The organism is Altererythrobacter epoxidivorans, from assembly GCF_001281485.1.
Lineage (GTDB): Bacteria > Pseudomonadota > Alphaproteobacteria > Sphingomonadales > Sphingomonadaceae > Erythrobacter > Erythrobacter epoxidivorans.
In genome coordinates this window covers 2,189,922-2,210,488 of the sequence record NZ_CP012669.1, presented here as the reverse complement: position 1 = coordinate 2,210,488, position 20,567 = coordinate 2,189,922, and the positions used below count along the sequence as shown (strand labels likewise).

Here is a 20,567-nt window from a genome sequence, read left to right as displayed (position 1 = left end):
AAAACAGGGGGTGGCGTGCGCGAATTTGATGCTAGAGCGCCGCTCAATGGATCAAGAGGGTTTGAAAACACGCCTCCCAGCCGCGATCGCGGAACGAGTGAAGTCGGCGAGCATGATTGGCGAGCGCGCCATCGTCGTGGTCGATGCCTCGGGCCTTTCGGCAGGTGAGCGCGATGCTGTCGAAAAAAAGATCGAGCAATCGCTCGGCGTTGCCGAAGGCGTGGCCGAGGTTCGCGTCGCGATGATGGCGGACAAGGTCGAGCGGCGGATCATTGCGGTCGGTTCGGGCAAGGGCGGGGTCGGTAAATCGACGCTGACGACCAACCTTGCCGTGGCATTGAAGCGGTTGGGGCTGAAGGTCGGCGTGGTCGATGCCGACATCTATGGTCCCTCGCAGCCCAAACTACTCGCAACCGAAGGGCAGAAACCGCAGGCTGTCGATGACAAGCTGGTCCCGATCGCGAGCAAATACGGCGTCCCCTCGCTATCGATCGGCCACCTCGTCAAACCAGCGCAGGCGCTTGCCTGGCGCGGCCCGATGGCGGTGGGTGCGCTGGCGCAATTGATCGATGCCGACTGGGGCGATGTCGAGGTGCTTCTGATCGACCTTCCGCCGGGCACGGGCGACGTGCAGCTTTCGATGCTGCAAAAGCACAAGCCCGATGGCGCGGTACTGGTTTCGACGCCGCAGGACCTTGCCCTGATCGATGCTGCTCGGGCCGGGCAATTGTTCGATACCGGCGGGGTCCCGATCATCGGGCTGGTCGAAAACATGGCCGGCTATCAGTGTCCCCATTGCGGCGAGACAAGCGATCCGTTCGGCTGCGGCGGAGTGGAGGCTGCGGCCGGCAGGCTCGAACTGCCGTTCCTCGGCCGCATCCCGCTCAACATGGCGATCCGCATCGCCGGAGACAGCGGCGAACCGCCTGCGGCAGGGGATGGCGAAGAAGCCGCAGCTTTCCGCGATATCGCGCAAAAACTCGCCGACTGGCTGGCGAGGGAAGCCGCCTGATGACAGGGATCACCCGCCGCCGCCTGCTCGTCGGAGCCGCGCTGGGTGGCGGGGCGATCGTCGCGTGGACCCTGATGCCGCGCAGTTACCCGACGCCGCTGGAAGTCGGGCGCAACGAATATGCCTTCGACGCTTGGATCAAGATCGGCAGCGACGGCGTGATCACAGTGGCAGTTCCGCAGCTTGAGATGGGGCAGGGTGTCACCACGCTCCTGCCGCAGATCGTGGCGATGGAGTTGGGGGCCGATTGGCGCCAGGTCGCCGTCGAGCCCGCGCCGCCGAGCGGAACCTATGCCAATATCCCGCTCGCCGCGAAATGGTCTGCCATGTGGATGCCGTTCTGGGACGGGCTGGCGGACGAGCCGGACGACCTGGTGGCAGAGCGGTTTGCCCGCGGCAGCCGGTTTACAGGGACGGCTGACGGCACGACGCTTGCTGCTTATGAAATGCCCTGCCGGGAAGCGGCTGCCGCTGCCCGCGCCATGCTCGCGATGGCCGCCGCCGACCGTTGGGGCGTCAGCTGGGAAGAATGCCAGGCGATTTCGGGCTTTATCTTCCATGGCGAGAAGCGCCTGAGTTTTGCCGAGCTTGCCGAAGAAGCGAGCGGTTTCGAACCGCCCGATCCGCCGCCATTGCTGCCCGAGCCGCCAGCCGAAAAATCGCTGCCGGGAGAGGTCGATGCGCCGACCGCCTATCCCCGCCTCGACCTGCCGTCGAAGGTCGACGGTACTTACCAGTTTGCAGGCGACGTCCGCCTTCCTGACATGGTCTACGCCGGGATCCGCCACGGTCCGATCGACAAGGCGGTGCTGACCGACTTCAACCCCTTCAACGCCCGCGGCATTCGCGGCATCGTGGGGGCAGTGAAGGGCAAGCGCTGGCTGGCCGTCGCGGCGAGAAGCTGGTGGGCTGCCGAACGCGCGCTTGAGACCATGCAGCCGCGTTTCACGGTCGAAAGCCTGGTCGACAGCGACGACATCACCGAACGGCTCGACCGGGGCCTGCGCGAAGGCGAGGCGTACAATATCGCCATGCGGGGTGATGGTTATTCGAGCGGCGGCAAGGCGGGGATCGCCCGTATCTACGAAATCGAGGCCGGGGTTCATGCGCCGCTCGAAACCGCCAGCGCCACCGCGCGGATCATCGACGGCAGGCTGGAGCTTTGGGTGGCGAGCCAGGCGCCCGAACTGACGCGCAAGGCCGTGGCAAAGGCTGTCGGCTTCGATATCCGCGATGTCGTGCTCTATCCCATGTCGGCAGGCGGCAGCTTCGACCGCCGTCTTGAACATGATCACGCTATCGAAGCGGCACTGATCGCGCAGGATCTCGACCGCCCCGTCCAACTCATCTGGTCGCGCTGGCAGGAATTGCTGATGACGCGTCCGCGCCAGCCGGCGCACCTCCTGCTCACCGCCCGGCTTTCGCAGGACGGGCAAGGCAATATCGATGCCATGAAGACGCGCATCGCAACGCCGCCTGCCAATGTCGAATTCGGCCACCGCCTGTTCGACAACACGACCACGTGGGCGGCGATCCGCGACAGCGAGAATATTCCCGATCCCATGTCCTGCGAAGGCGCCATGCCCGCCTATGACATCGGCCATGTGCAGGTCGATCACGTGCCTGTCGAAATCGGCCTGCCTTGCTCGCGCATGCGCGGCAATTCCCACGCTTACACCGCCTTTGCGATCGAAAGTTTCATCGACGAGATCGCGCACAAGCACGCGCGCGAGCCGCTTTCCTTCCGTATCGGAATGCTCGGCGCAGATGTCCGGCTGGCCCAGTGCCTGCAGCGCGCTGCGCGTCTGGCCGAATGGGGCGGCGGCGTTGACCAGAGCGGGCAGGGCATCGCCTGCCACCGGATCGGCGACGTGGCGACCGGCGGGCGGATCGCGTGCATCGCATCTGCCCGCGCAGGCGAAGGCGGCGTTCGCGTGACCAAGTTGACTGCGGCGGTCGATATCGGCCGGATCGTCAATCTCGACCTTGCCCGGCAGCAGATCGAGGGCGGGCTGGTCTTCGGCCTCGCCATGGCGATGGGCGCTTCGACCCGTTATCGCGGCGGCCTGCCGGTGGCGCAGCAGATGTCGGCGCTCAACCTTCCGAAGATCGACGATTGCCCGGAAATCGAAGTGGAATTCATCGACAGCTCTGCAGAGCCGTTCGATCCGGGCGAACTCGGCGCTGTGGTCGCGGCCCCGGCCATTGCCAATGCGCTGTTTTCATCGACTGGCTTGAGATTGCGCCGCCTGCCCCTCATCTCCAACGACGGTTTGTAGGCGAATGATGGACACGAAGGCATGACCTGGCAGCAGCAGAATCTCCCGGCAGGACATCCTGCGGTCCGGAGCGGCAAGGTCGGACTGCTGGTCGTCAATCTCGGCACGCCCGACGAAGCGACCGCACCAGCAGTCAAGCGCTACCTCGCCGAATTCCTGTCCGACCGCAGGGTCATCGAAATCCCGGCCATTGCCTGGCAGCCGATCCTGCGCGGCATCATTTTGAACGTGCGCCCGAAAAAGAGCGCCGCCGCCTATGCCAAGGTCTGGACCGATCAGGGTTCGCCGCTCGCCGCGATAACGGAAGCGCAGGCGGTCGACCTGCAAATGCGGCTGGGCGACGACGTCATCGTCAGCCACGCCATGCGCTATGGCCGACCCTCGCTCCGCGAACGTATCGCCATGTTGCAGGAGGCCGGCTGCGACCGCATCGCGATTGCGCCGCTTTACCCGCAATATTGCGCCGCGACGACGGCCACGGTTTTCGACGAGGTGGCCCGCATCCTTGCCGAGATGCGCTGGCAGCCTGCCCTGCGGTTCGTGCCGCCCTATCACGACGATCCTGCATATATCGACGCGCTGGCGACCGATCTCGGCGCGCAGCTCGACAGCCTCGCGTTCGAACCCGAAGTCCTGTTGTTGAGCTTCCACGGCATGCCGCAGCGAACGCTCGACCTCGGCGATCCCTATCACTGCCACTGCATGAAGACCGCGCGCCTGCTGGGCGAACGCATCGCGCGGCCGGGAATGCGGATCGAGACGACCTTCCAGTCGAGGTTCGGCAAGGCGAAATGGCTGGAGCCTGCGACCGATGCGACGCTCGAGGCCGAAGCGCATAAGGGCACCCGGCGGCTGGCGGTCGCAGCACCCGGTTTTGCCGCCGATTGCGTCGAAACGCTCGAGGAACTCGCCATCGCGGGACGCGAACAATTCACTGAAGCAGGCGGGCAGGACTATGCCGTGCTGTCGTGCCTCAACACCTCGGCGCCCGGCATGGCCATGCTCGAGACGATCATGCGCCGCGAATTGTCCGGCTGGATCTGACGCTGTGCGGGGCGGCGCCAAGGGCCGGCCTTGCTGATGGCGAGCGAACTGATCCTGTTCGTGCTCGTGGTGTTCGCGATCAATCTCCTCCCCGCTTTCGGGCCGCCGACATGGTCGATTATCGTCGTTGCTGGTCTCAATACCCAGATTCCCTATCCGGTCCTGGTGGTATGTGGCGCTGCCGCTGCCGCCTCGGGCCGGTTCGCGCTGGCGACGGTTTTCCGCTTCTGGGGCAGCCGCATTTCGGAGCGACTGCGCGGTAATCTTGCCGCTGCAAAGGAGGCTTTCGAGGAGAAGCGGCGCAACTGGCTGCTCGGGCTGGGGTTGTTCGCGCTTTCGCCGCTGCCCTCGGCCCAATTGTTTGCCGCAGCCGGAATGGCAGGCGTGCGACTTCTGCCTTTCACGCTCGCATTCTTCGCAGGTCGGCTGGTATCCTATTCGATCTATGCAGGCTCGGCGCACCTCATCGAAAGCTATTCGATGGGAGACGCCTTTCGCGAAGTGCTGACCAGCCCGCTCGCCATCGTGGTGCAGGTCGCGCTTCTGGCAGGGCTCGCCATATTGCCCCGGATCGATTGGGCACGGCTGCTCGGCCGCCAACAGGAAAGCGACGGCAATTCAGGCGAATAGGAAGCTATGGATTTTGCCGCGACAGCAACTTACACTAAGGTAAGTAGCTGATCGCAACGAGACATTGGAGAGTGACTCGCATGGCAACCCTCGCCGCCCACGAGAACGCCGAATTCCGCCCCACCCACTGGTCGCAGCGACTTCCCGCAGATGCGCTCGATCATATTCCGGGCGAAGCCGGATTGCCCATCGTCGGCAATACGTTCCGCATGCTGGCCGACCCGCATGGCTTCGCGCAGGAAATGGTCGCCAAATACGGCAAGGTGTACAAGGGCCGTGCTTTTGGTGGCTGGCAGGTAGCTCTGATCGGGGCAGAGGCGAACGAGCTTCTCCTGTTCGATCGCGACAAGATATTTTCCAGCGAGCAGGGCTGGGGGCCGATCCTCGACAAGCTGTTCCCGCGTGGCCTGATGCTGATAGATTTCGATCATCATCGTGCGGACCGGCGGGCCCTGTCCATCGCGTTCAAGCCCGGACCCATGCGCCATTATTCGGGGTCGCTTAATGCCGGGATCGCGCGAGAGATTGCAAAATGGGCGGACCGCGAGATGCGGTTCTATCCGGCGATCAAGCAGCTGACGCTCGATCTCGCCGCGGACAGCTTCATCGGTATCCCGTGGGGGCCGGAAGCCGACAAGATCAATACCGCCTTCGTCGACATGGTTCAGGCATCGGTAGCTCCGATCCGCGCGCCCTTGCCCTTCACCCAGATGAAGAAAGGCGTCGACGGTCGCAAATACCTGGTCGATTACTTTACCCGTGAAACCCACCGGCGCCGGGCCGAAGGCGGCGGGCAGGACATGTTCAGCCAGTTTGCGACGGCGACGCATGAAGACGGTTCGTTGCTGCCGGTCGACGAGGTCGTCGACCACATGATCTTCCTGATGATGGCGGCGCACGATACGATTACTTCGTCCGCAACCTCTCTGATCTACCTGCTGGCAAAGAATCCGGACTGGCAGAACAAGCTGCGCCAGGAAGTGATTTCCGTGACCGGCGGTGTCGATGCATCGGGCAAGCCGCGACCGCTCAGTTACGACGACCTGGGCAAACTCGAATTGACCGAAATGGCGTTCAAGGAAGCGCTGCGCATGATTCCGCCGGTACCATCCATGCCGCGGCGCGCGCTCAAGAGCTTCGAATATGGCGGTTACCGCATCCCTGCAGGGACCAGCGTCGGTATCAACATCCACATGGTCCATCACATGGAGGAATATTGGCCCGAGCCGGAGAAGTTCGATCCGATGCGCTTCACCCCGGAACAGGTGAAGGCGCGGCACAAATATGCCTGGGTGCCGTTTGGCGGCGGCGCGCACATGTGCCTCGGCCTCCACTTCGCCTATATGCAGGTGAAGATCCTGATGGCGCAGCTATTGCCGCAGTATTCGATCGAAATTGCCGAGGGCTACGATCCGAAATGGCAGCCATGGCCGATCCCCAAGCCGAAGGACGGCCTGAAAGTCGCGTTCAGACGGCTCTAGAAATCGATCGCGATCCCGTTTTTCTCCCAGTCGCCGAAGCGGGTGGGAGAAAGCTCTTCGTCGACTTTGCCTTCCTTGGGCGCAGGCGGCGGATCGTTGGTCCAGTGTGCCGGCTTCTTGAAATCGGCGGCCTGTTTGGATTTGCGCTTGGTCATGTCCCCATAATGCGCAGGCTGGCGCAGAGTTTCAATGCGCTCTAGGGCAGCGGCGAATGAACAAGACACCAGGACTTCCAGCGCGGCAGGGCGCGCTAAAGCTGATCGACGCGGTTCTGCGTCGCGGCGAAACGCTCGAACAGGCCGAACGCGCAGCATTGAAACCGATCAGGGGACCGGCGGACAAGGCGCTTGCCCGAGCGCTTGCCGGCGAAACGCTGCGCTGGCTGGCGGACCTCGATTCGCTGATCGACAGTGCGACGAAGAAGCGCCTCCCCGACGACGCAAAGCCGCGAGCGGTGCTGCGCCTGATGCTGGCAGGATGGCTCAGGCTCGATACGCCGCCGCATGCCGTGATCGCGACCGGCCTTCCTCTGCTGGCAGGCGGTCCGCGCCGACTGGCGCATGGCGTATTCTCCACCCTGACCAAGCGCGAGGTTACGCTACCTGAAGTGCCGACCCTGCCCGACGCGGTGCAGATGCGTTGGGGAGAGCGGGCAAGCGAGATTGCAAAGGGGCTCGGCGATCCGCCGCCGCTCGACCTGTGCCTCAGGGACATATCCGAAACGTCCGCGCGCGCCGTAGCAATGGGCGGTGAGACACTGGGCCCGGGCAATATCCGGCTTCCGCGCGGAACGCCGATCGACCGCTTGCCGAGTTTCGACGAGGGCGCATGGTGGGTGCAGGATCTTGCCGCGCAGATACCTGCGAGCCTGCTGGGCGATGGTTCCGGGAAACGCGCGCTAGACCTTTGTGCAGCGCCCGGCGGCAAGACGATGCAGCTCGCGAGCCGCGGGTGGCAGGTCACCGCGCTCGATATCAGCGAGCGGCGGCTCGACATGTTGCGCGAAAATCTCTCCCGCACCGGCCTTGCAGCCGAGATCGTCTGCGCCGATGCCTTGTCCTACACGCCGGGCAAGGCGTTCGACGCCATCCTGATCGATGCGCCGTGCTCCGCGACCGGCACCTGCCGGCGCCACCCCGATGTCCTGCACCGGGTCGGGCCACGCCAGATCGAGGAGATGGTCGAAATCCAGCGGGCCCTCGCCGAACGTGCGATCGGCTGGATGCGCAGCGGCAATGTGCTGGTCTATGCCGTCTGTTCATTGGAGAGCGAAGAGGGCGAAGAACAGGCAATGTGGATCGAACAGCAATTCGACCTCGAAAGGCTGCCCGTGACCTCCGCCGAACTGCCGCAGGGGATCGAACCGACCGCTGAAGGCTGGGTCAGGACCGATCCGGGAATGCTGGAACAGGACGGCGGGCTCGACGGGTTTTTCGTCGCGCGCTGGCGAAAGCGCTGACTGTCAGCCGGCGTATTCGAGCCTGATCTTCGAGCACTCGCGATCGTTCTGCGAGAGCACCATCGCCGCCGAATTATCCGAATCCGTCTCCAAATCGACCACAAAGGGTACGCCGATCTCCACATAGTGTTTGAAGGTGATCTCGCCAGCGGTGATGCGGACGCCGGGATCATCCTTCAGCAGAGCGACGAACTGGCGCCCCGCCTCGGCTATATGCGCGGCGTTCACGTGGTCGCCCGAAGCGCTGATGAAAGGATGCGCGGGCGGCAGGCCGTTGGCAGCGGTGATGAGACCGCGGGCAGACGGTGTGGCGGCAGTATCGATCGGAGCAAGGAAAGCGAATTCGCGCGGTCCCGCGCCCACCGCCTCACGGCTCGCATAGGTAAATCCGGCTGCCGCGTCCTTGCGCGCCAGCTTCGATTTCGTTTCACCGCGCCAACCTTCGAAATTGCGCGTGCGGAAGACCACGCCGCGTCCCTTCATCGCGAAAGCCGGGCGGTCCTGCGCGTCAAACAGTTCGATCGCGAAGCCGAGTTTTTCTTCCTCGCCATGCGGGGCCATGGTGCCGCGTACAGGATGGCCCGCGCCCTCGTCACCGCAGTGCCATTCCGTCCACACCAGCGCGCTCCACTTTGTCGGATCGAAGGTGCCGCGAAAGGTCGAGCACTCAACGCTGATCCAGTAGTTCGCGACCTGAACCACGACCGGGTGGCACGGCGGCAGCGCAAGCCACGGCCACACCAAGACATCCTGCGAACATTGAAAATGGATGCGACCGTCCCCGTCCATGACATGGCCATGGGTGAAACTTTCAGGCTGGGCGTCCATCGGTCCGGGCACCGCATAACTGTGCCAGCCATACTGCCCGACCGCAATTCAATACGTCATGCGGAACGTCGCGCCTGGATCAGTCCTTCACGCGCGCGGCGAAGCTTTTCCTGAGCTTCATCAGCTTGGGCGGAATTACCGCGAGGCAATAGGGATTTCGCTGGCCTTCGCCTTCCCAATATTCCTGGTGGTACCCTTCTGCCGAATACCAAGTCGCCGGGCCTTCGATGGTCGTGACAGCGCTCTGGCCATCGTGTTCCGCGTTCCAGCGGGCGATGGCGGCCTGCGCTTCTTCGCGCTGGGTATCGTCGAGCGGGAAGATGGCGCTGCGATACTGGGTGCCGACATCGTTCCCCTGGCGGTTGAGCTGCGTCGGGTCATGCGTGCCCATGAAAACATCGAGCAGGTCGCCATAGGAGAGGACTGCAGGGTCGTAGGTGATGCGGATGGCCTCTGCATGACCGGTCGCCCCGCTGCAGACCTCCTTGTAGGTCGGGTTCTCGGTCGAACCGCCGATATAGCCGCTTTCGACCTCGCTTACGCCGATCACATCGCGAAACACTGCTTCGGTGCACCAGAAACACCCGCCGGCGACGATTGCCTGTTCCATTCGTAGAATCTCCTTTGAGGTTGGCAGATAGGTACGGACGGGCCGGTTGTCATCGACAAGCCGATTGGCCAGACAGGTTCGGCTTGAAAAATGGGAGTTTACAGGGATGAAGAGACTGGTTTTTGCCGCGGCCGCCGCGCTTCCGATGCTGGCTGCGAGCCCGGCGATGGCAGAAGATCACAACAGCCACATGGCCGCCGGCACGGATCACGCCGCCCGCCATGCCCTGATGCAGGCAGCCGCTGCCGAATGGCGCGGCGACGATCGCGCGCGTGACCAGCATCGGCATCCGGTCGAAACGCTGATGTTCTTCGGCGTGAAGCCGGGCATGACCGTGGTCGATTATTTCGCATCGCCCGGCTGGTACGCGAAGATCCTCGTTCCCTATCTCGGCGAGGAAGGCACCTACATCGGCGCGATCAAGACGCTGAGCTTCGCGTCCGAAAAAGCGCGCGCGACGCAGGATGCCTTCGCCAAAACCTTCCCGCGCGACCTTGGCGCGGAAATGGATGCGGCGGGCGTCACAGGGCGTGCGCGTTTCCTGGGATTGAATACCAATGCGATCCCCGAAGAGATGAAGGGGACGGCAGACCGCGTCCTGGTCTTCCGCATGATGCACAATATGAAGCGCTGGAACCTCGCCCACGAGGAGCTCGGCAACATCCGTTCCTTGCTGAAGGATGATGGCATGCTGGGTATCGTCCAGCACCGCGCGAAGGATGACGCGCCGTACGATTATGCCAATGGCGACAATGGCTACCTCCGGCAGGACGATGTCATAAAGCTCGTCGAAGCCCACGGTTTCAAGCTGGTCGGAATGAGCGAGATCAACGCCAATCCCCGCGACACCGCCGATCACGATGGCGGCGTCTGGCAGATCCCGCCGATCTGGTCATCGAAAGACGAAGCGAAGAAGGCGATCGGCGAGAGCGATCGCATGACGCTCCTGTTCAAGAAGGCCGGTTAGCATTAAAGGGCGGCGCATGAGAGAAATCACTGTCGCCGCCCTTCAACTCGCACTCGGCAGCGAGGACGAAGCGACCAACATCGCAGCCGTTTCCGAAATGGTCGAACAGGCCGCGGCGAGGGGTGCGCAGATCGTCCTGCCGCCCGAACTGTTTTCCGGCCCCTACTTCTGCAAGCAGGAGGACGAGGCGCTTTTCGCCCTGGCGCGCCCGACGCTCGACCATCCATCGGTCATCGCGATGCGCAAGCTTGCGGCCAAATTGAAGGTTGCGATCCCGACCAGCTTTTTCGAGCGCGACGGGCATCACTATTACAACACGCTCGCCATGATCGGCGCCGATGGCGAGATCATGGGCACCTATCGCAAGAGCCATATTCCTGATGGGCCGGGTTACGAGGAAAAGTACTATTTTCGCCCGGGGAACGACGGGTTCAAGGTGTGGGACCTGTTCGGAACGCGCATCGGCGTCGGTATCTGCTGGGACCAATGGTATCCTGAAACCGCGCGTGTCATGGCCCTGATGGGGGCCGAACTCTTGTTCTATCCGACCGCAATCGGTTCCGAACCCTATGACGCCGAACTCGACACCAGCCGCATGTGGCAACGTGCGATGCAGGGGCACTCGGTGTCGAACTGCATGCCGGTTATCGCCGCCAACCGGATCGGCGTGGAAGAGGGCCAGGCATTCTACGGTCACAGCTTCATCACCAATGAATGGGGCGACATGCTGGTCGAATTCGGCAAGACCGAAGATGGCGTGCTGGTTGCCACACTCGATCTCGACCAGGCGGCCGAACACCGCGCCGGGATGGGTTTTTTCCGGGATCGCCGCCCGCAGCTTTACGGGCGCATCTGCGAAGATATCTGAGCTCCGGCGTTCTAGCTGCCGGCAAGCTCCTTCAGGATGACATACCAGTGGTCGAGCCCGTTGTAGAAGGCATCGACCCGCATGCGTTCATTCAGCCCGTGCGCATACATGTCCTGCGACCTGCTGCCCGCGCCGGAAATCGCCACCGTGTCATAGCCGAGCGTGCGATAGTGCATGCCGTCGGTTCCGCCCGATTCCATGTAGGGCAGGATCGGGATCGCCTTGCCGAACCTGTTCGAAAGCGATGATGCGAGCGATGCCTTCACATCGTCGCGCAGCGTGCTCTCGGGGCTTTCGGTGACATTGGTCATCAGCTTGAAAGCGACGTTGCCGATGCCGATCACGTCGCGCAGCGCCTGTTCCGTTGCAGCGGCGCCGACACCGGGGAAAATCCGGCAATTGACCGTTGCGGTCGCGCTTTGCGGCAGGGCGTTTTCGGCATGACCCGCACGTAGCATCGTGGCGACGCAGGTCGTGCCCAGAGTGCCGACCGTCTCCGGGTTCGCCTGCAACGCCGCGATCGCCTTTTCATCGGTCGGATCCTTGGCGAAAGCCAGCATGGCTGCGCCGAGTTCACCCGGCATGCTCTGGCCGAGCGCGCCGAAATAGCTGCGGGTCAGCGGCGTCGCCTGCACGGGGAAACGATAGTCGCGGATCTTCGTCAGCGCGTCGGCCAGTTCATAGATCGCATTGTCGCTGCGCGGGCGCGATGAATGCCCGCCGGGATTGGTCACCGTCAGTTCCCACGTTGCGAATGTCTTTTCCGCCGCCTGCACGCGCTGAACGAGCGGGGTGAAGTCGTCCGTCAGGCCGATCCCGCCGGCATCGGAGTTGAGAATGAATTCAGGGTCCACATTATCGGCAACCCAGCGTGCCTGTGCGCGCGTCGAGATCATCCCGGTTTCCTCGTCTCCGGAAAAGACGAGGTAGAGATCGCGGCCGGGCGTCCACCCTTCTTCCTTCAACCGGATGAAGGTGCCGGTGAGGTTGGTGATGCCGTATTTGTTGTCGAGCGTTCCGCGACCGAAGAAATACCCGTCCTCCTCGGTCAGGCTGAATGGATCGCGCTCCCAGTCCTGCGGCAGGGCATCGACCACGTCCATATGGCCCAGCATCACGATCGGCTTCTTGCTGGAACTGCCATCGCCGCGATAGCGCACGACAAGGCCCTGTGTCGGTTCGCCATCGCTGTCGTAATCGGTGACCATCAGGTCTTCGGGCGCAAAGCCCGCAGCCGATAGCTGCGACGTGAGATAGGCGACAAGGTCGTCGACCTGCTGATGACCGCGCGCCGAACGAAAGGAAATGACGTTGCGATAGATCTCGCGCATGCGCTGTTCGTGTTCGGTCAGTTCGCGCGGCTGGCTTTCCTGCGCCACGGCCTGTCCTGTCACCGCCAGGGCACCTGCCAGAAAAATTGCTTTGAAACGCACGGTCGAACTTCCTCTCATTGGCACATCCTCTGCGCGAGGCTAGGGCTGCGCCATGAGCAGAGCAAGCGCGCAATTCTACCTCGTCGCACTGGGATCTAACCGGCGTCACCACCTCTACGGCCAGCCCCGCAGCGTCGTCGGCGCTGCGATGGAGGAACTTGCCGCCCTCGGCACCGTGACCGACCGTTCCTCGATAATATCGACCGAGCCGCTCGGCCCGGCGAAACGGCGCTTCGCCAATGCCGCAGTGCTCATCGACAGCGATTACGACCCCCTCGCCATGCTTGCCGGGCTCCAGCATATCGAACGCGAATTCGGCAGGAAGAACGGCGGGCAAAGCTGGGGCGACCGCGTGCTCGACCTCGATATAGTGCTGTGGAGCGGCGGGTCATGGCACGATAGCGGCCTGTCGATCCCGCACCCGCATTTCCGCGAACGGAGCTTCGTCCTCGAACCCGCGCTGCAGCTTGCAGCCGACTGGAGAGATCCCGTCACCGGGCTGACGCTGGCGCAGATATATGCGCGCTTGACCAAGCCGCGCGCCGTGCCTAGGTGAGCGACCGCGCTGCCATCCGCAGCGTTCCCGGTCAGGGGGCCCTTAGCTCAGTCGGTAGAGCAACTGACTTTTAATCAGTAGGTCGCTGGTTCGAACCCAGCAGGGCTCACCACCTTTTCCATCGCAAAATCAGTGGGTTTCCCACGCGTGTGGTAAATTCGCCGCACGCATGATGTTTCGTGCTGCTTTAGCGGAAACTAATACCTTCCTGCGTAGTTTGGGTCTCATGGTGGATAAACGCAAAGTCATGGTGGTGGATGACGAGGCTTTGGTCGCGTGGGACCTTGCCTATCAGCTCGAGGACTACGGTGTCGCTATCGAGGGCCCGTACCACTGCCTCAACAGTGCATTGGAAGCTTCGGCCAGCGCCATCCCTGACGCAGCAGTGCTCGACATCAACCTGCAGGGCACGCAGGTTTGGCCACTAGCCGAGCATCTATATCAGAACGGCTGCCCGATCCTCTTCATCAGCGCAGATGCGGATCGCGAGCGCATTCGCAACGATTTTCCCAAGGCGCGGTTGCTGGACAAGCCAGTGTCGCCCGAACAGCTGGCCCCTTTCGTCCAGTCACTCTGACCGGTCGGAACCCGCCAATAGAGGCGGGCCGGTCCGGCAGTCATTTTCAGACTGAAAAGCTCAGCTTTCGATCATAACCGCCGTCGTTTGCGGCTGCGCTGATTTCGCCGCCCAACTGCTTTGCCGTCACTTCTACCAATCGCGTGCCGAAACCGGTGTGTCCCGGATCGCCGCCATTGCCGCCGCGTTCGGTCCATTCGAGATCGACAGCGTCCCCCTTGCGCGCCCAGGTCACGCTCAGGCGCCCGTCAGGCACGCTCAACGCCCCGTATTTGACCGAGTTTGTCACCCATTCGTGCATTATCAGCGCAAGCGGGGTGACCATGCGGTTGGGCAGGGTGATTGCCTCTCCTGCGACTTCGACTTCCTGACGATCGAACTGGGACCGCATTACCGTTTCGATGATGTCCCGCAGTTGCGCCTCGCCTTCCGCCCGGTCGGCGGTGAGTGCGTGCGAACGGCCCAGAGCGCCGATGCGTTCGCGCAGGTCTGTCGCGAAATCCGGGATGCTGTCGGCATGCCGTGCGCTGATAGAAACGAGCGAGGAAATGATCGCAAACAGGTTCTTCACGCGGTGATTCATCTCGCGGATCATCAGTTCGCGCTGGGCCAGCTGCTGATGCTCAGCTGTCACGTCGAAACTGACTCCGACGAACTTGTTGACCTCGCCTACTTCGAACTTGCGACCCAGGCCGTGTAGCCATCGCGGCTCACCATCCTTGTCGGTAATTCGGAAAACCTCGTCGAAGACATGCTGACCGTCCATCGCCTTGCGCAAGGCACTGTTGACGCGGTCACGGTCCTCGTTCGGCAGCCGGGCGAGAATTGGCTCCATGAACTCGCCGTCCTCGATGGTTTCGATACCTAGCAGTTCGCGTTCGGTATCGTCGAGTTCCGTCCGTCCGGTCGAGGGTTCGTATTCCCACACGCCGATCTTCGCCACATTGAGCGCCATCTGAAGGCGCGCACTTTGCTCGGCGAGTTCCTTCTCGAGCGAAAGCGATTCGGTGACGTCGGTGAAGACGAGAGTTGCACCGTCGAGCGTACCGTCGAGCTGGCGATAGGGCAGGGCACGCAGGATGAAGCGGCGCTGGTCGCCAACCGTTTCGACGCGTTGTTCGCCGACACGGCCCTCGAACGCCGCTCGCCGCGCCATGTCGATGTATTCATCGGTTCGTAGTCTGCTGAGAAGGTCGGCGATGGGCTGGCCCATGTTGACCGATCCGATCTCGAAGATCCCGGCGGCCGCCTCCGTGAACATGCGCAGACCGAGCTTGTTATCGACGACCAACACGGCAAGCTCCGTCGAATCGACGAAGTTCTTCATGTCGGCATTGGCGGTGGTCAGCTGATCGACCTTCGCCTTGAGCTCGTCATTGACGGTCGTCAGTTCCTCGTTTGTCGACTGAAGCTCCTCGTTCATCGACATCATTTCTTCGTTGGAGCTCTTCAGCTCCTCGTTCGTCGTCTCGAGTTCCTCGACAGTCGTACGCAGGCGCTGGCGTGTATTCTGCAGTTCGTCCTGCAGGAACTGGAGCTCGCTACCGCCACGTTCGAAGTCCTCGAACTTGTCGTATTCCTGCGATTGAAGTGCGCCTTTTTCGCGGATCACGATCAGGTAAGCGCCGGACCCGACGTCTTCGGTCATCACGTCAGCGACCTGGTTCCCGAAATCGGTCTGGATCGAGACGTCGCGAGCGATCCGCGGCTTCTGGTGCTTGATGGTTTCGCGAAGCAGGGGGCCGACGATCTCGCTCAACCCGCCCTTCGATTGGCGAGCAACCTCGACTTGTTTGTCGCTGCGGTCGGGAAAATTGAGATAACGACCGACGGGGCCCCAATGATCGAGCAGGATCCCCTCGGCATCCACCAGCATGGATACCGGCGCAAAGGTTTCTGCAATCTTCTTGAGCGCACGCATCTCCACCGAATTCGACGGACGCGGCGGCTGTCGCATGGTGCTGATGGCGCGTGGCGGGGTGGACCCGCTTTTCCCGAAGACGAGCGAATACCTGCCCATTGCGGGCTTGCGGTCGTAAATCTTGGCGCGCTGGTCGGCGACGGAGAAAAGGTCATCGAACCTGCCAACCGTCTCCGACGATCCGAGGAACAGCTTGCCGCCTTCTCGCAGCGAGAAGTGCAACATCGGGATCACCTGACGTTGCAGTTCCTCGTCGAAATAGATCAGGAGGTTGCGGCAGGATACGAGATCGATCTTCGAAAATGGCGGATCGCGAAGCACGTTGTGCAGGCTGAAACGGACCATGTCGCGGATACGCGGAGCGATGGTGAAATGATCGGGTCCGACGAGCACGAACTCGCTCTGCATTTCGGCAGGTATGTCGGACAGGGCAGCGATTGGATAGGTCGCGCCACGCGCGATATCGAGCATCTTGTCGTCGATGTCGGTGGCGAAGATCTGGACGTAAGGGCTGCGATCCTGTCGCCGCATGGAATCGGCGATGATCATCGCCAACGTATAGGCTTCCTCGCCAGACGAGCAGCCCGCGACCCAGACTCTCAGTTCGTCCGAATTGCGGACGTTCCTCACGAGCGGGTCGATCACGTCCTGAGTAAGTCGATCGAATTCCTCGGCATCGCGGAAGAAGCGCGTGACATTGATCAGGAGGTCGCGAAACAGCGCCTCGCATTCGGTTTCATCGGACCGCAAACGGGCGAGATATTCCTTTGCATCGGCAGCGCCGATGACCTGGATCCGCCGGGCGATCCTGCGCGCAAGGGTGGATCGCTTGTAGCCCGAGAAATCGTGACCGACGACCGACTGCAGCGTGGAGCAGATCTGCGGGATCTGGTCGAGCTCTTCCGATTCATCTTCATTCAGGGCGATGTCGTCGGCCCGGTCGAAGAAGTTGCGCAATGCCTCGATGATTTCGCCCGGCCTCGCCACGATATCGACCAGTCCTGTACCGATGGCGGAAACAGGCATGCCGTCATATCGCGCGCTCGACGGATCCTGCACGATGGCTAGACCGCCATGTTCCTTTATCGCGCGAAGGCCACGGCTGCCGTCACCACCTGTGCCCGAAAGGATAACGCAAGCCGCGTTCGACTTGGCATCTTCGGCAAGGCTTTCGAAGAAATCATCGATCGGCCGGCGCATCCCGCGAGGGTCGCGGAATTCGGTCAGTTCCAGCACCTGATTCTTGACTGCAAGCCCATGTGCCGGGGGAATGACGTAGATATGGTCGGCTTCGATCTGCTCGCCGCCAGCCGCTTGGGTAACCTTCATGTCGGTATAGCGTTCGAGCAACTGAGCCATGAGCGATTCATGGGTCGGATCGAGGTGCTGGATTACGACAAAGGCCATGCCGCAATTGCGGACATTGGCCTGGAATACCTCGCGCAGGGCCTCGAGCCCGCCAGCCGATGCCCCGACCGCGACGATCGGCACGGGGCTTACTTGAGTGTCGTTCATTCCGATGCCCCCTCCCTGTCGAGCCGGAATTGCGCGATCAATGCAGCCGAATTGGCAATGGCACTCATGCTTCCCAACATGGTCCAATCATGATCGCTGAACAAGTTCCTAATATCGTTCAGACTTTCCCGAAGTGAACGCTCATAAATGAACACACGCGATTGATCCAGATCAACATTGAATTGCGATCCGAGGATGAACCTCTCTCCGCTCGGGCCGTGCAGGCGAGCGAGATAGACGATGTTGAGGAATGGCGTGCCATCGCGCGTGACATTCGCAATCAGGAAACGTCCTTCGGACCGGTCCGGTGTGTCTATGAATGCGCGGATGTCGTCGCGTACAGGCCCGGCACCGCCAGTCGGTTGCAGGAAGCGGCAATTTCGCCCGATGACATCTTCGGCCGGATATCCGGTGACTTCAGTAAAGCGATTGTTGATCGCGATCAGCGGGCAGTCTTCCTGATTTTCATCGGCAAGAGTGAGCGCGACCGAACTCCGGTCGAACATCTGCTGCAATATGGAAGCCATGTCCCGCTGCGACGCCATGATTTGACCATAGCGATTATTCGATTTCGTGCGAATCTCAATTGGCGTGGGAGCCGGGCTTTCTTGCTATTGAAAGCGCCTGGTCGAGCCCCCGTCTGCAATGACCTCGTGAGCACAATTGTGGCCCGGCGCGCCGGTGACGCCGCCGCCCGGATGGGTACCTGCGCCGCACATGTAGAGACCCTTTACCGGCCCGCGATAGGCGCCGTTGCCGAGCACGGGACGCGCCGACCACAGCTGGTCGAGGCTCATGTGCCCGTGCATGATGTCTCCGCCGACGAGGCCGAACTTCTTGTAGAGGCCCTTGGGGCTGAGCACCTGCCGCCCGAGGATCGATGCGCGGAAGCCGGGCGCCTGCGCTTCCACCGTGTCGATGATGGTATCTGCGGCTGCGTCTTCCTCGTCGTCCCAATCGCGTCCGTCTGGCAGTTCGGGCGCGAACTGCTGGCAGAACAGGCTGGCGACGTGCTGGCCCGGAGGGGCGAGACTGTCGTCCACCGTGCTCGGGATCAGCATTTCCACGATCGGCTTCTTCGACCAGCCATGCGCCTTTGCGTCGAGGAAGGCCTTGTCCATGTAGTCGAGCGTCGGGGCAATGATGATGCCCGACTGGTGATGTTCGCCTGGCTCGGGGAGGCAGGTGAACTTTGGCAACTCGGACAGGGCGACGTTCATGCGGAAGGTGCCGCCGCCAGCCTTGAAGCCGCGCATCCGACGGCGGAAATCTTCAGGCTGGTGGCTTTCGTCGAGCATCTTGCCGTAAAGCAGTTTCGGGCCGACATTGGCGATGACCCGCTTGGCCGCAATATCCTCGCCGCTATCGAGGCGGACACCTGCGACCGTGTCGCCATCAACCAGCACCTCGGCGACCGCCGCTTCGAGGCTGATCTCGACACCGGCCTGCTCGCAAACCTTGGCCATGATCTGCGTGATCGTGCCCATGCCGCCGACGCTATGGCCCCATGCACCCTTCTTGCCGTTCACCTCGCCGAAGACGTGGTGGAGCAGGACGTAGGCGCTGCCGGGCGTATCGGGGCTGGCGTAATTGCCGACCACCGCGTCGAAGCCGAAAGCGGCCTTGACCGCCTCGCTCTCGAACCACTGGCCGAGGAAGCTGGTGGCAGACTTGGTGAAGAGGTCGAGGATGTCGCGCTTCGCCTCCAGGCTCAGCTTGGCCATGCCCCAGCCTTGCGATGCGCCCGCCAGCAGCGTGCGCAGGCCCTCGCCGACATTGGGTGGTGACTTAAGCGCAAGATCGCGCAGAACCTCCGCGACGCCTTCCAGCGCGTCGTAATAGGCCGGCAGCGCTTCGGCATCGGCGTTCGAGAACTTGCGGAACTCAGCCTGAGTGCGCTCGAGTCCGCCACCTAGCTTGAGGTACCCGCCATCTTCCTGCGGCAGGAAATTGGAAATCGGGCGTTCGATCACGCGATAGCCATGATCATGCAGCCGCATATCGCGAATGACCTTGGGCTGCAGCAGGCTGACCGTGTAGCTCGCCACCGAGTTGCGGAATCCGGGATGGAATTCCTCGGTCACAGCAGCGCCGCCCACGACATCGCGCCGCTCGACTATGCGGACTTTGAGGCCTGCCTGCGCGAGGTAGAAGGCGCAGACGAGCCCGTTGTGTCCTGCGCCGATGATCACGGCGTCGTATTGCTTGGTCATTTACGGCTCCAGCCGGAAGGGGGTTGGTGTTCGAGGCGGGCCTCGGGAATGATTTCACGCATCCGCTTGCAGAAATGCTTGAGACAGACTTCCGTGTCGCTCAATGGCCCCATCGAGAAGCTGCGCGAACCCATGCCTTCCTGCACACGGGTGATCAGCACGGTGTCCTCGGCATTGACCTGACGGTTGATCCGCCAGTTGAGATAGCGCGCGGCGCGCATCTCGCGGCGGTCATCGGGCAGGACGTAGCTGATCTCTCGGATGATGCAGCTGGTCGGGCCGGTCGGTAGCCACTGCATGAAGTCGACCTGATCGGGATAGATGTCGAAGGCGACATTGGGCCACAACTTGAAGTAGAGCCAGTGGCGCTGGCTTGCCTCGGGCAGGTGCGGCACGGAAGGCAGCAATTTCTGGTACATCCGTTCGGACCAGTTGGCGCTTTCACGGTCCACCATGTCGCCCCACATGCGGTCGACGTTGGCCTCGGCTTCGACGCCGTAGCTCTTGCCGAACAGGCGGGTGAGGCCGGGATGCGCGACGGGGATGTGTAGCCCGTCGGAGTAATTGTCGCCGACGTTCTTCCAGTTCACCTCGCGCGGGCGCAGCGTGACACGGCCCAGCGCGCCGAGTTCCTCGAAGCGATAGGGTTCGATCATGGCTTCATAGGGCGCCATCATCTGCGCCACCGAAGGTCCACCATCGTCCTCCAGCCTGACGAAGATGAAGCCGCGCCATCTCTCCATGTCGACCGGGACGAGCCCAGCGCGATCCTTGTCGAGCGTCGGGTAACTGGCGCTGTCGGGCACGCCCGTCAGCCGACCGTCGAGGTCGTAGGTCCAGGCGTGATAGGGGCAAACCAGCTTCTTCGCGCAGCCGACCGCGCCGTCGACCAGCCGCGATCCGCGATGGCGGCAGACATTGGTGAAGGCGCGCAGTACGTCGTCCTTGCCGCGCACCACGATTACGCTTTCGCCGCAATAATCGAGCGTGTGCCAGTCGCCTAGGGCGGGAATGTCGCTTTCGTGGCAGACGACCTGCCAGCTCGGGCGAAAGACGCGATCCAGTTCGAGGCGGTGGAATTCCTCGTCGTGATAGGTCCAGGCGGGCAGGCTCCACCCGTCGAGCGTGTCGGAGGCGCCATCGTTTGCCGGTTCGATCTTCGTTGCCATGACGT

The 20,567-nt window shown here is 62.4% G+C and carries 18 protein-coding genes and 1 tRNA gene; 11 read left to right on the top strand and 8 right to left on the bottom strand.

Annotation, left to right across the window (positions count from 1 at the left end; genetic code table 11):
* The first annotated feature begins 46 nt into the window (after positions 1 to 46).
* The 5 genes from AMC99_RS10920 to AMC99_RS10900 all read left to right on the top strand — a co-directional run bounded on the left by AMC99_RS10920 (position 47) and on the right by AMC99_RS10900 (position 6,446).
* Positions 47 to 1,012 carry an Mrp/NBP35 family ATP-binding protein gene (locus tag AMC99_RS10920; RefSeq protein WP_083440154.1) on the top strand — a complete coding sequence of 322 codons (966 nt, stop codon included), beginning with the start codon at positions 47 to 49 and terminating at the stop codon, positions 1,010 to 1,012.
* Complete coding sequence (locus AMC99_RS10915) at positions 1,012 to 3,291, top strand: xanthine dehydrogenase family protein molybdopterin-binding subunit (protein WP_061926480.1); 2,280 nt, start codon at positions 1,012 to 1,014, stop codon at positions 3,289 to 3,291. Before AMC99_RS10920 ends, AMC99_RS10915 begins: the two co-directional genes overlap by 1 nt.
* Positions 3,292 to 3,312: 21 nt before the next feature.
* Positions 3,313 to 4,335 (top strand): ferrochelatase, encoded by a 1,023-nt coding sequence (hemH, locus tag AMC99_RS10910; protein ID WP_061926477.1) that lies wholly within the window; start codon positions 3,313 to 3,315, stop codon positions 4,333 to 4,335.
* A 36-nt stretch (positions 4,336 to 4,371) separates the two neighbouring features.
* A complete protein-coding gene (locus tag AMC99_RS10905) occupies positions 4,372 to 4,965 on the top strand; it encodes a hypothetical protein (protein WP_061926475.1) in 594 nt (197 codons plus the stop codon).
* An 80-nt stretch (positions 4,966 to 5,045) separates the two neighbouring features.
* The gene (locus tag AMC99_RS10900; RefSeq protein ID WP_061926473.1) at positions 5,046 to 6,446 is read left to right on the top strand and encodes a cytochrome P450; all 1,401 of its coding nucleotides are present in this window, start codon (positions 5,046 to 5,048) and stop codon (positions 6,444 to 6,446) included.
* Here AMC99_RS10900 and AMC99_RS13900 read toward each other — a convergent pair.
* Complete coding sequence (locus AMC99_RS13900) at positions 6,443 to 6,601, bottom strand: DUF1674 domain-containing protein (RefSeq protein ID WP_083440153.1); 159 nt, start codon at positions 6,599 to 6,601, stop codon at positions 6,443 to 6,445. The genes AMC99_RS10900 and AMC99_RS13900 overlap by 4 nt on opposite strands.
* 56 nt (positions 6,602 to 6,657) lie before the next feature.
* Here AMC99_RS13900 and AMC99_RS10895 point away from each other — a divergent pair, with 56 nt between their 5' ends.
* Positions 6,658 to 7,905, top strand: coding sequence for an RsmB/NOP family class I SAM-dependent RNA methyltransferase (locus AMC99_RS10895; protein WP_061926471.1), 1,248 nt, complete (start codon positions 6,658 to 6,660; stop codon positions 7,903 to 7,905).
* A 3-nt stretch (positions 7,906 to 7,908) separates the two neighbouring features.
* Here AMC99_RS10895 and AMC99_RS10890 read toward each other — a convergent pair whose 3' ends face one another.
* Positions 7,909 to 8,745, bottom strand: coding sequence for a hypothetical protein (locus tag AMC99_RS10890; RefSeq protein ID WP_157058308.1), 837 nt, complete (start codon positions 8,743 to 8,745; stop codon positions 7,909 to 7,911).
* 67 nt (positions 8,746 to 8,812) lie between these two features.
* Positions 8,813 to 9,343 carry a peptide-methionine (S)-S-oxide reductase MsrA gene (gene msrA, locus AMC99_RS10885; RefSeq protein ID WP_061926467.1) on the bottom strand — a complete coding sequence of 177 codons (531 nt, stop codon included), beginning with the start codon at positions 9,341 to 9,343 and terminating at the stop codon, positions 8,813 to 8,815.
* 106 nt (positions 9,344 to 9,449) lie between these two features.
* Here msrA and AMC99_RS10880 point away from each other — a divergent pair, with 106 nt between their 5' ends.
* Positions 9,450 to 10,310, top strand: a complete 861-nt coding sequence (locus tag AMC99_RS10880) for a class I SAM-dependent methyltransferase (protein ID WP_061926465.1) — start codon at positions 9,450 to 9,452, stop codon at positions 10,308 to 10,310.
* A 16-nt stretch (positions 10,311 to 10,326) separates the two neighbouring features.
* Positions 10,327 to 11,178, top strand: a complete 852-nt coding sequence (gene aguB, locus AMC99_RS10875) for an N-carbamoylputrescine amidase (protein WP_061926463.1) — start codon at positions 10,327 to 10,329, stop codon at positions 11,176 to 11,178.
* A gap of 11 nt (positions 11,179 to 11,189) precedes the next feature.
* Here the strand turns inward: aguB and AMC99_RS10870 are convergent, their stop codons facing one another.
* Positions 11,190 to 12,611: a M20/M25/M40 family metallo-hydrolase gene (locus AMC99_RS10870; protein ID WP_232301396.1), complete on the bottom strand. Its 1,422-nt coding sequence runs from the start codon at positions 12,609 to 12,611 to the stop codon at positions 11,190 to 11,192.
* 52 nt (positions 12,612 to 12,663) lie between these two features.
* Here AMC99_RS10870 and folK point away from each other — a divergent pair, with 52 nt between their 5' ends.
* The 3 genes from folK to AMC99_RS10855 all read left to right on the top strand — a co-directional run bounded on the left by folK (position 12,664) and on the right by AMC99_RS10855 (position 13,744).
* Positions 12,664 to 13,167, top strand: a complete 504-nt coding sequence (gene folK / locus AMC99_RS10865; RefSeq protein ID WP_061926459.1) for a 2-amino-4-hydroxy-6-hydroxymethyldihydropteridine diphosphokinase — start codon at positions 12,664 to 12,666, stop codon at positions 13,165 to 13,167.
* 36 nt (positions 13,168 to 13,203) lie between these two features.
* A tRNA-Lys gene (locus AMC99_RS10860) sits at positions 13,204 to 13,279 on the top strand.
* Between the two features lie 114 nt (positions 13,280 to 13,393).
* A complete protein-coding gene (locus AMC99_RS10855) occupies positions 13,394 to 13,744 on the top strand; it encodes a response regulator (protein WP_232301394.1) in 351 nt (116 codons plus the stop codon).
* Positions 13,745 to 13,790: 46 nt separating this feature from the next.
* Here AMC99_RS10855 and AMC99_RS10850 read toward each other — a convergent pair whose 3' ends face one another.
* The 4 genes from AMC99_RS10850 to AMC99_RS10835 all read right to left on the bottom strand — a co-directional run bounded on the left by AMC99_RS10850 (position 13,791) and on the right by AMC99_RS10835 (position 20,562).
* Positions 13,791 to 17,180, bottom strand: coding sequence for a CheR family methyltransferase (locus AMC99_RS10850; RefSeq protein WP_061926455.1), 3,390 nt, complete (start codon positions 17,178 to 17,180; stop codon positions 13,791 to 13,793).
* A complete protein-coding gene (locus AMC99_RS10845) occupies positions 17,177 to 17,707 on the bottom strand; it encodes a PAS domain-containing protein (protein ID WP_198143521.1) in 531 nt (176 codons plus the stop codon). Before AMC99_RS10845 ends, AMC99_RS10850 begins: the two co-directional genes overlap by 4 nt.
* A gap of 84 nt (positions 17,708 to 17,791) precedes the next feature.
* The gene (locus AMC99_RS10840; protein WP_061926452.1) at positions 17,792 to 19,393 is read right to left on the bottom strand and encodes a phytoene desaturase family protein; all 1,602 of its coding nucleotides are present in this window, start codon (positions 19,391 to 19,393) and stop codon (positions 17,792 to 17,794) included.
* Positions 19,390 to 20,562, bottom strand: coding sequence for an aromatic ring-hydroxylating oxygenase subunit alpha (locus AMC99_RS10835; protein WP_061926450.1), 1,173 nt, complete (start codon positions 20,560 to 20,562; stop codon positions 19,390 to 19,392). The genes AMC99_RS10840 and AMC99_RS10835 overlap by 4 nt, the downstream gene beginning before the upstream one ends.
* Positions 20,563 to 20,567 lie beyond the last annotated feature (5 nt).

Coding starts and splice junctions, on each gene's coding strand:
- AMC99_RS10920 (WP_083440154.1), top strand. CDS start 47: ATGGATCAAGAGGGTTTGAAAACACGCCTCCCAGCCGCGATCGCGGAA.
- AMC99_RS10915 (WP_061926480.1), top strand. CDS start 1,012: ATGACAGGGATCACCCGCCGCCGCCTGCTCGTCGGAGCCGCGCTGGGT.
- hemH (WP_061926477.1), top strand. CDS start 3,313: ATGACCTGGCAGCAGCAGAATCTCCCGGCAGGACATCCTGCGGTCCGG.
- AMC99_RS10905 (WP_061926475.1), top strand. CDS start 4,372: ATGGCGAGCGAACTGATCCTGTTCGTGCTCGTGGTGTTCGCGATCAAT.
- AMC99_RS10900 (WP_061926473.1), top strand. CDS start 5,046: ATGGCAACCCTCGCCGCCCACGAGAACGCCGAATTCCGCCCCACCCAC.
- AMC99_RS13900 (WP_083440153.1), bottom strand. CDS start 6,601: ATGACCAAGCGCAAATCCAAACAGGCCGCCGATTTCAAGAAGCCGGCA.
- AMC99_RS10895 (WP_061926471.1), top strand. CDS start 6,658: ATGAACAAGACACCAGGACTTCCAGCGCGGCAGGGCGCGCTAAAGCTG.
- msrA (WP_061926467.1), bottom strand. CDS start 9,343: ATGGAACAGGCAATCGTCGCCGGCGGGTGTTTCTGGTGCACCGAAGCA.
- AMC99_RS10880 (WP_061926465.1), top strand. CDS start 9,450: ATGAAGAGACTGGTTTTTGCCGCGGCCGCCGCGCTTCCGATGCTGGCT.
- aguB (WP_061926463.1), top strand. CDS start 10,327: ATGAGAGAAATCACTGTCGCCGCCCTTCAACTCGCACTCGGCAGCGAG.
- folK (WP_061926459.1), top strand. CDS start 12,664: ATGAGCAGAGCAAGCGCGCAATTCTACCTCGTCGCACTGGGATCTAAC.
- AMC99_RS10855 (WP_232301394.1), top strand. CDS start 13,394: ATGGTGGATAAACGCAAAGTCATGGTGGTGGATGACGAGGCTTTGGTC.
- AMC99_RS10850 (WP_061926455.1), bottom strand. CDS start 17,180: ATGAACGACACTCAAGTAAGCCCCGTGCCGATCGTCGCGGTCGGGGCA.
- AMC99_RS10845 (WP_198143521.1), bottom strand. CDS start 17,707: ATGGCTTCCATATTGCAGCAGATGTTCGACCGGAGTTCGGTCGCGCTC.
- AMC99_RS10840 (WP_061926452.1), bottom strand. CDS start 19,393: ATGACCAAGCAATACGACGCCGTGATCATCGGCGCAGGACACAACGGG.
- AMC99_RS10835 (WP_061926450.1), bottom strand. CDS start 20,562: ATGGCAACGAAGATCGAACCGGCAAACGATGGCGCCTCCGACACGCTC.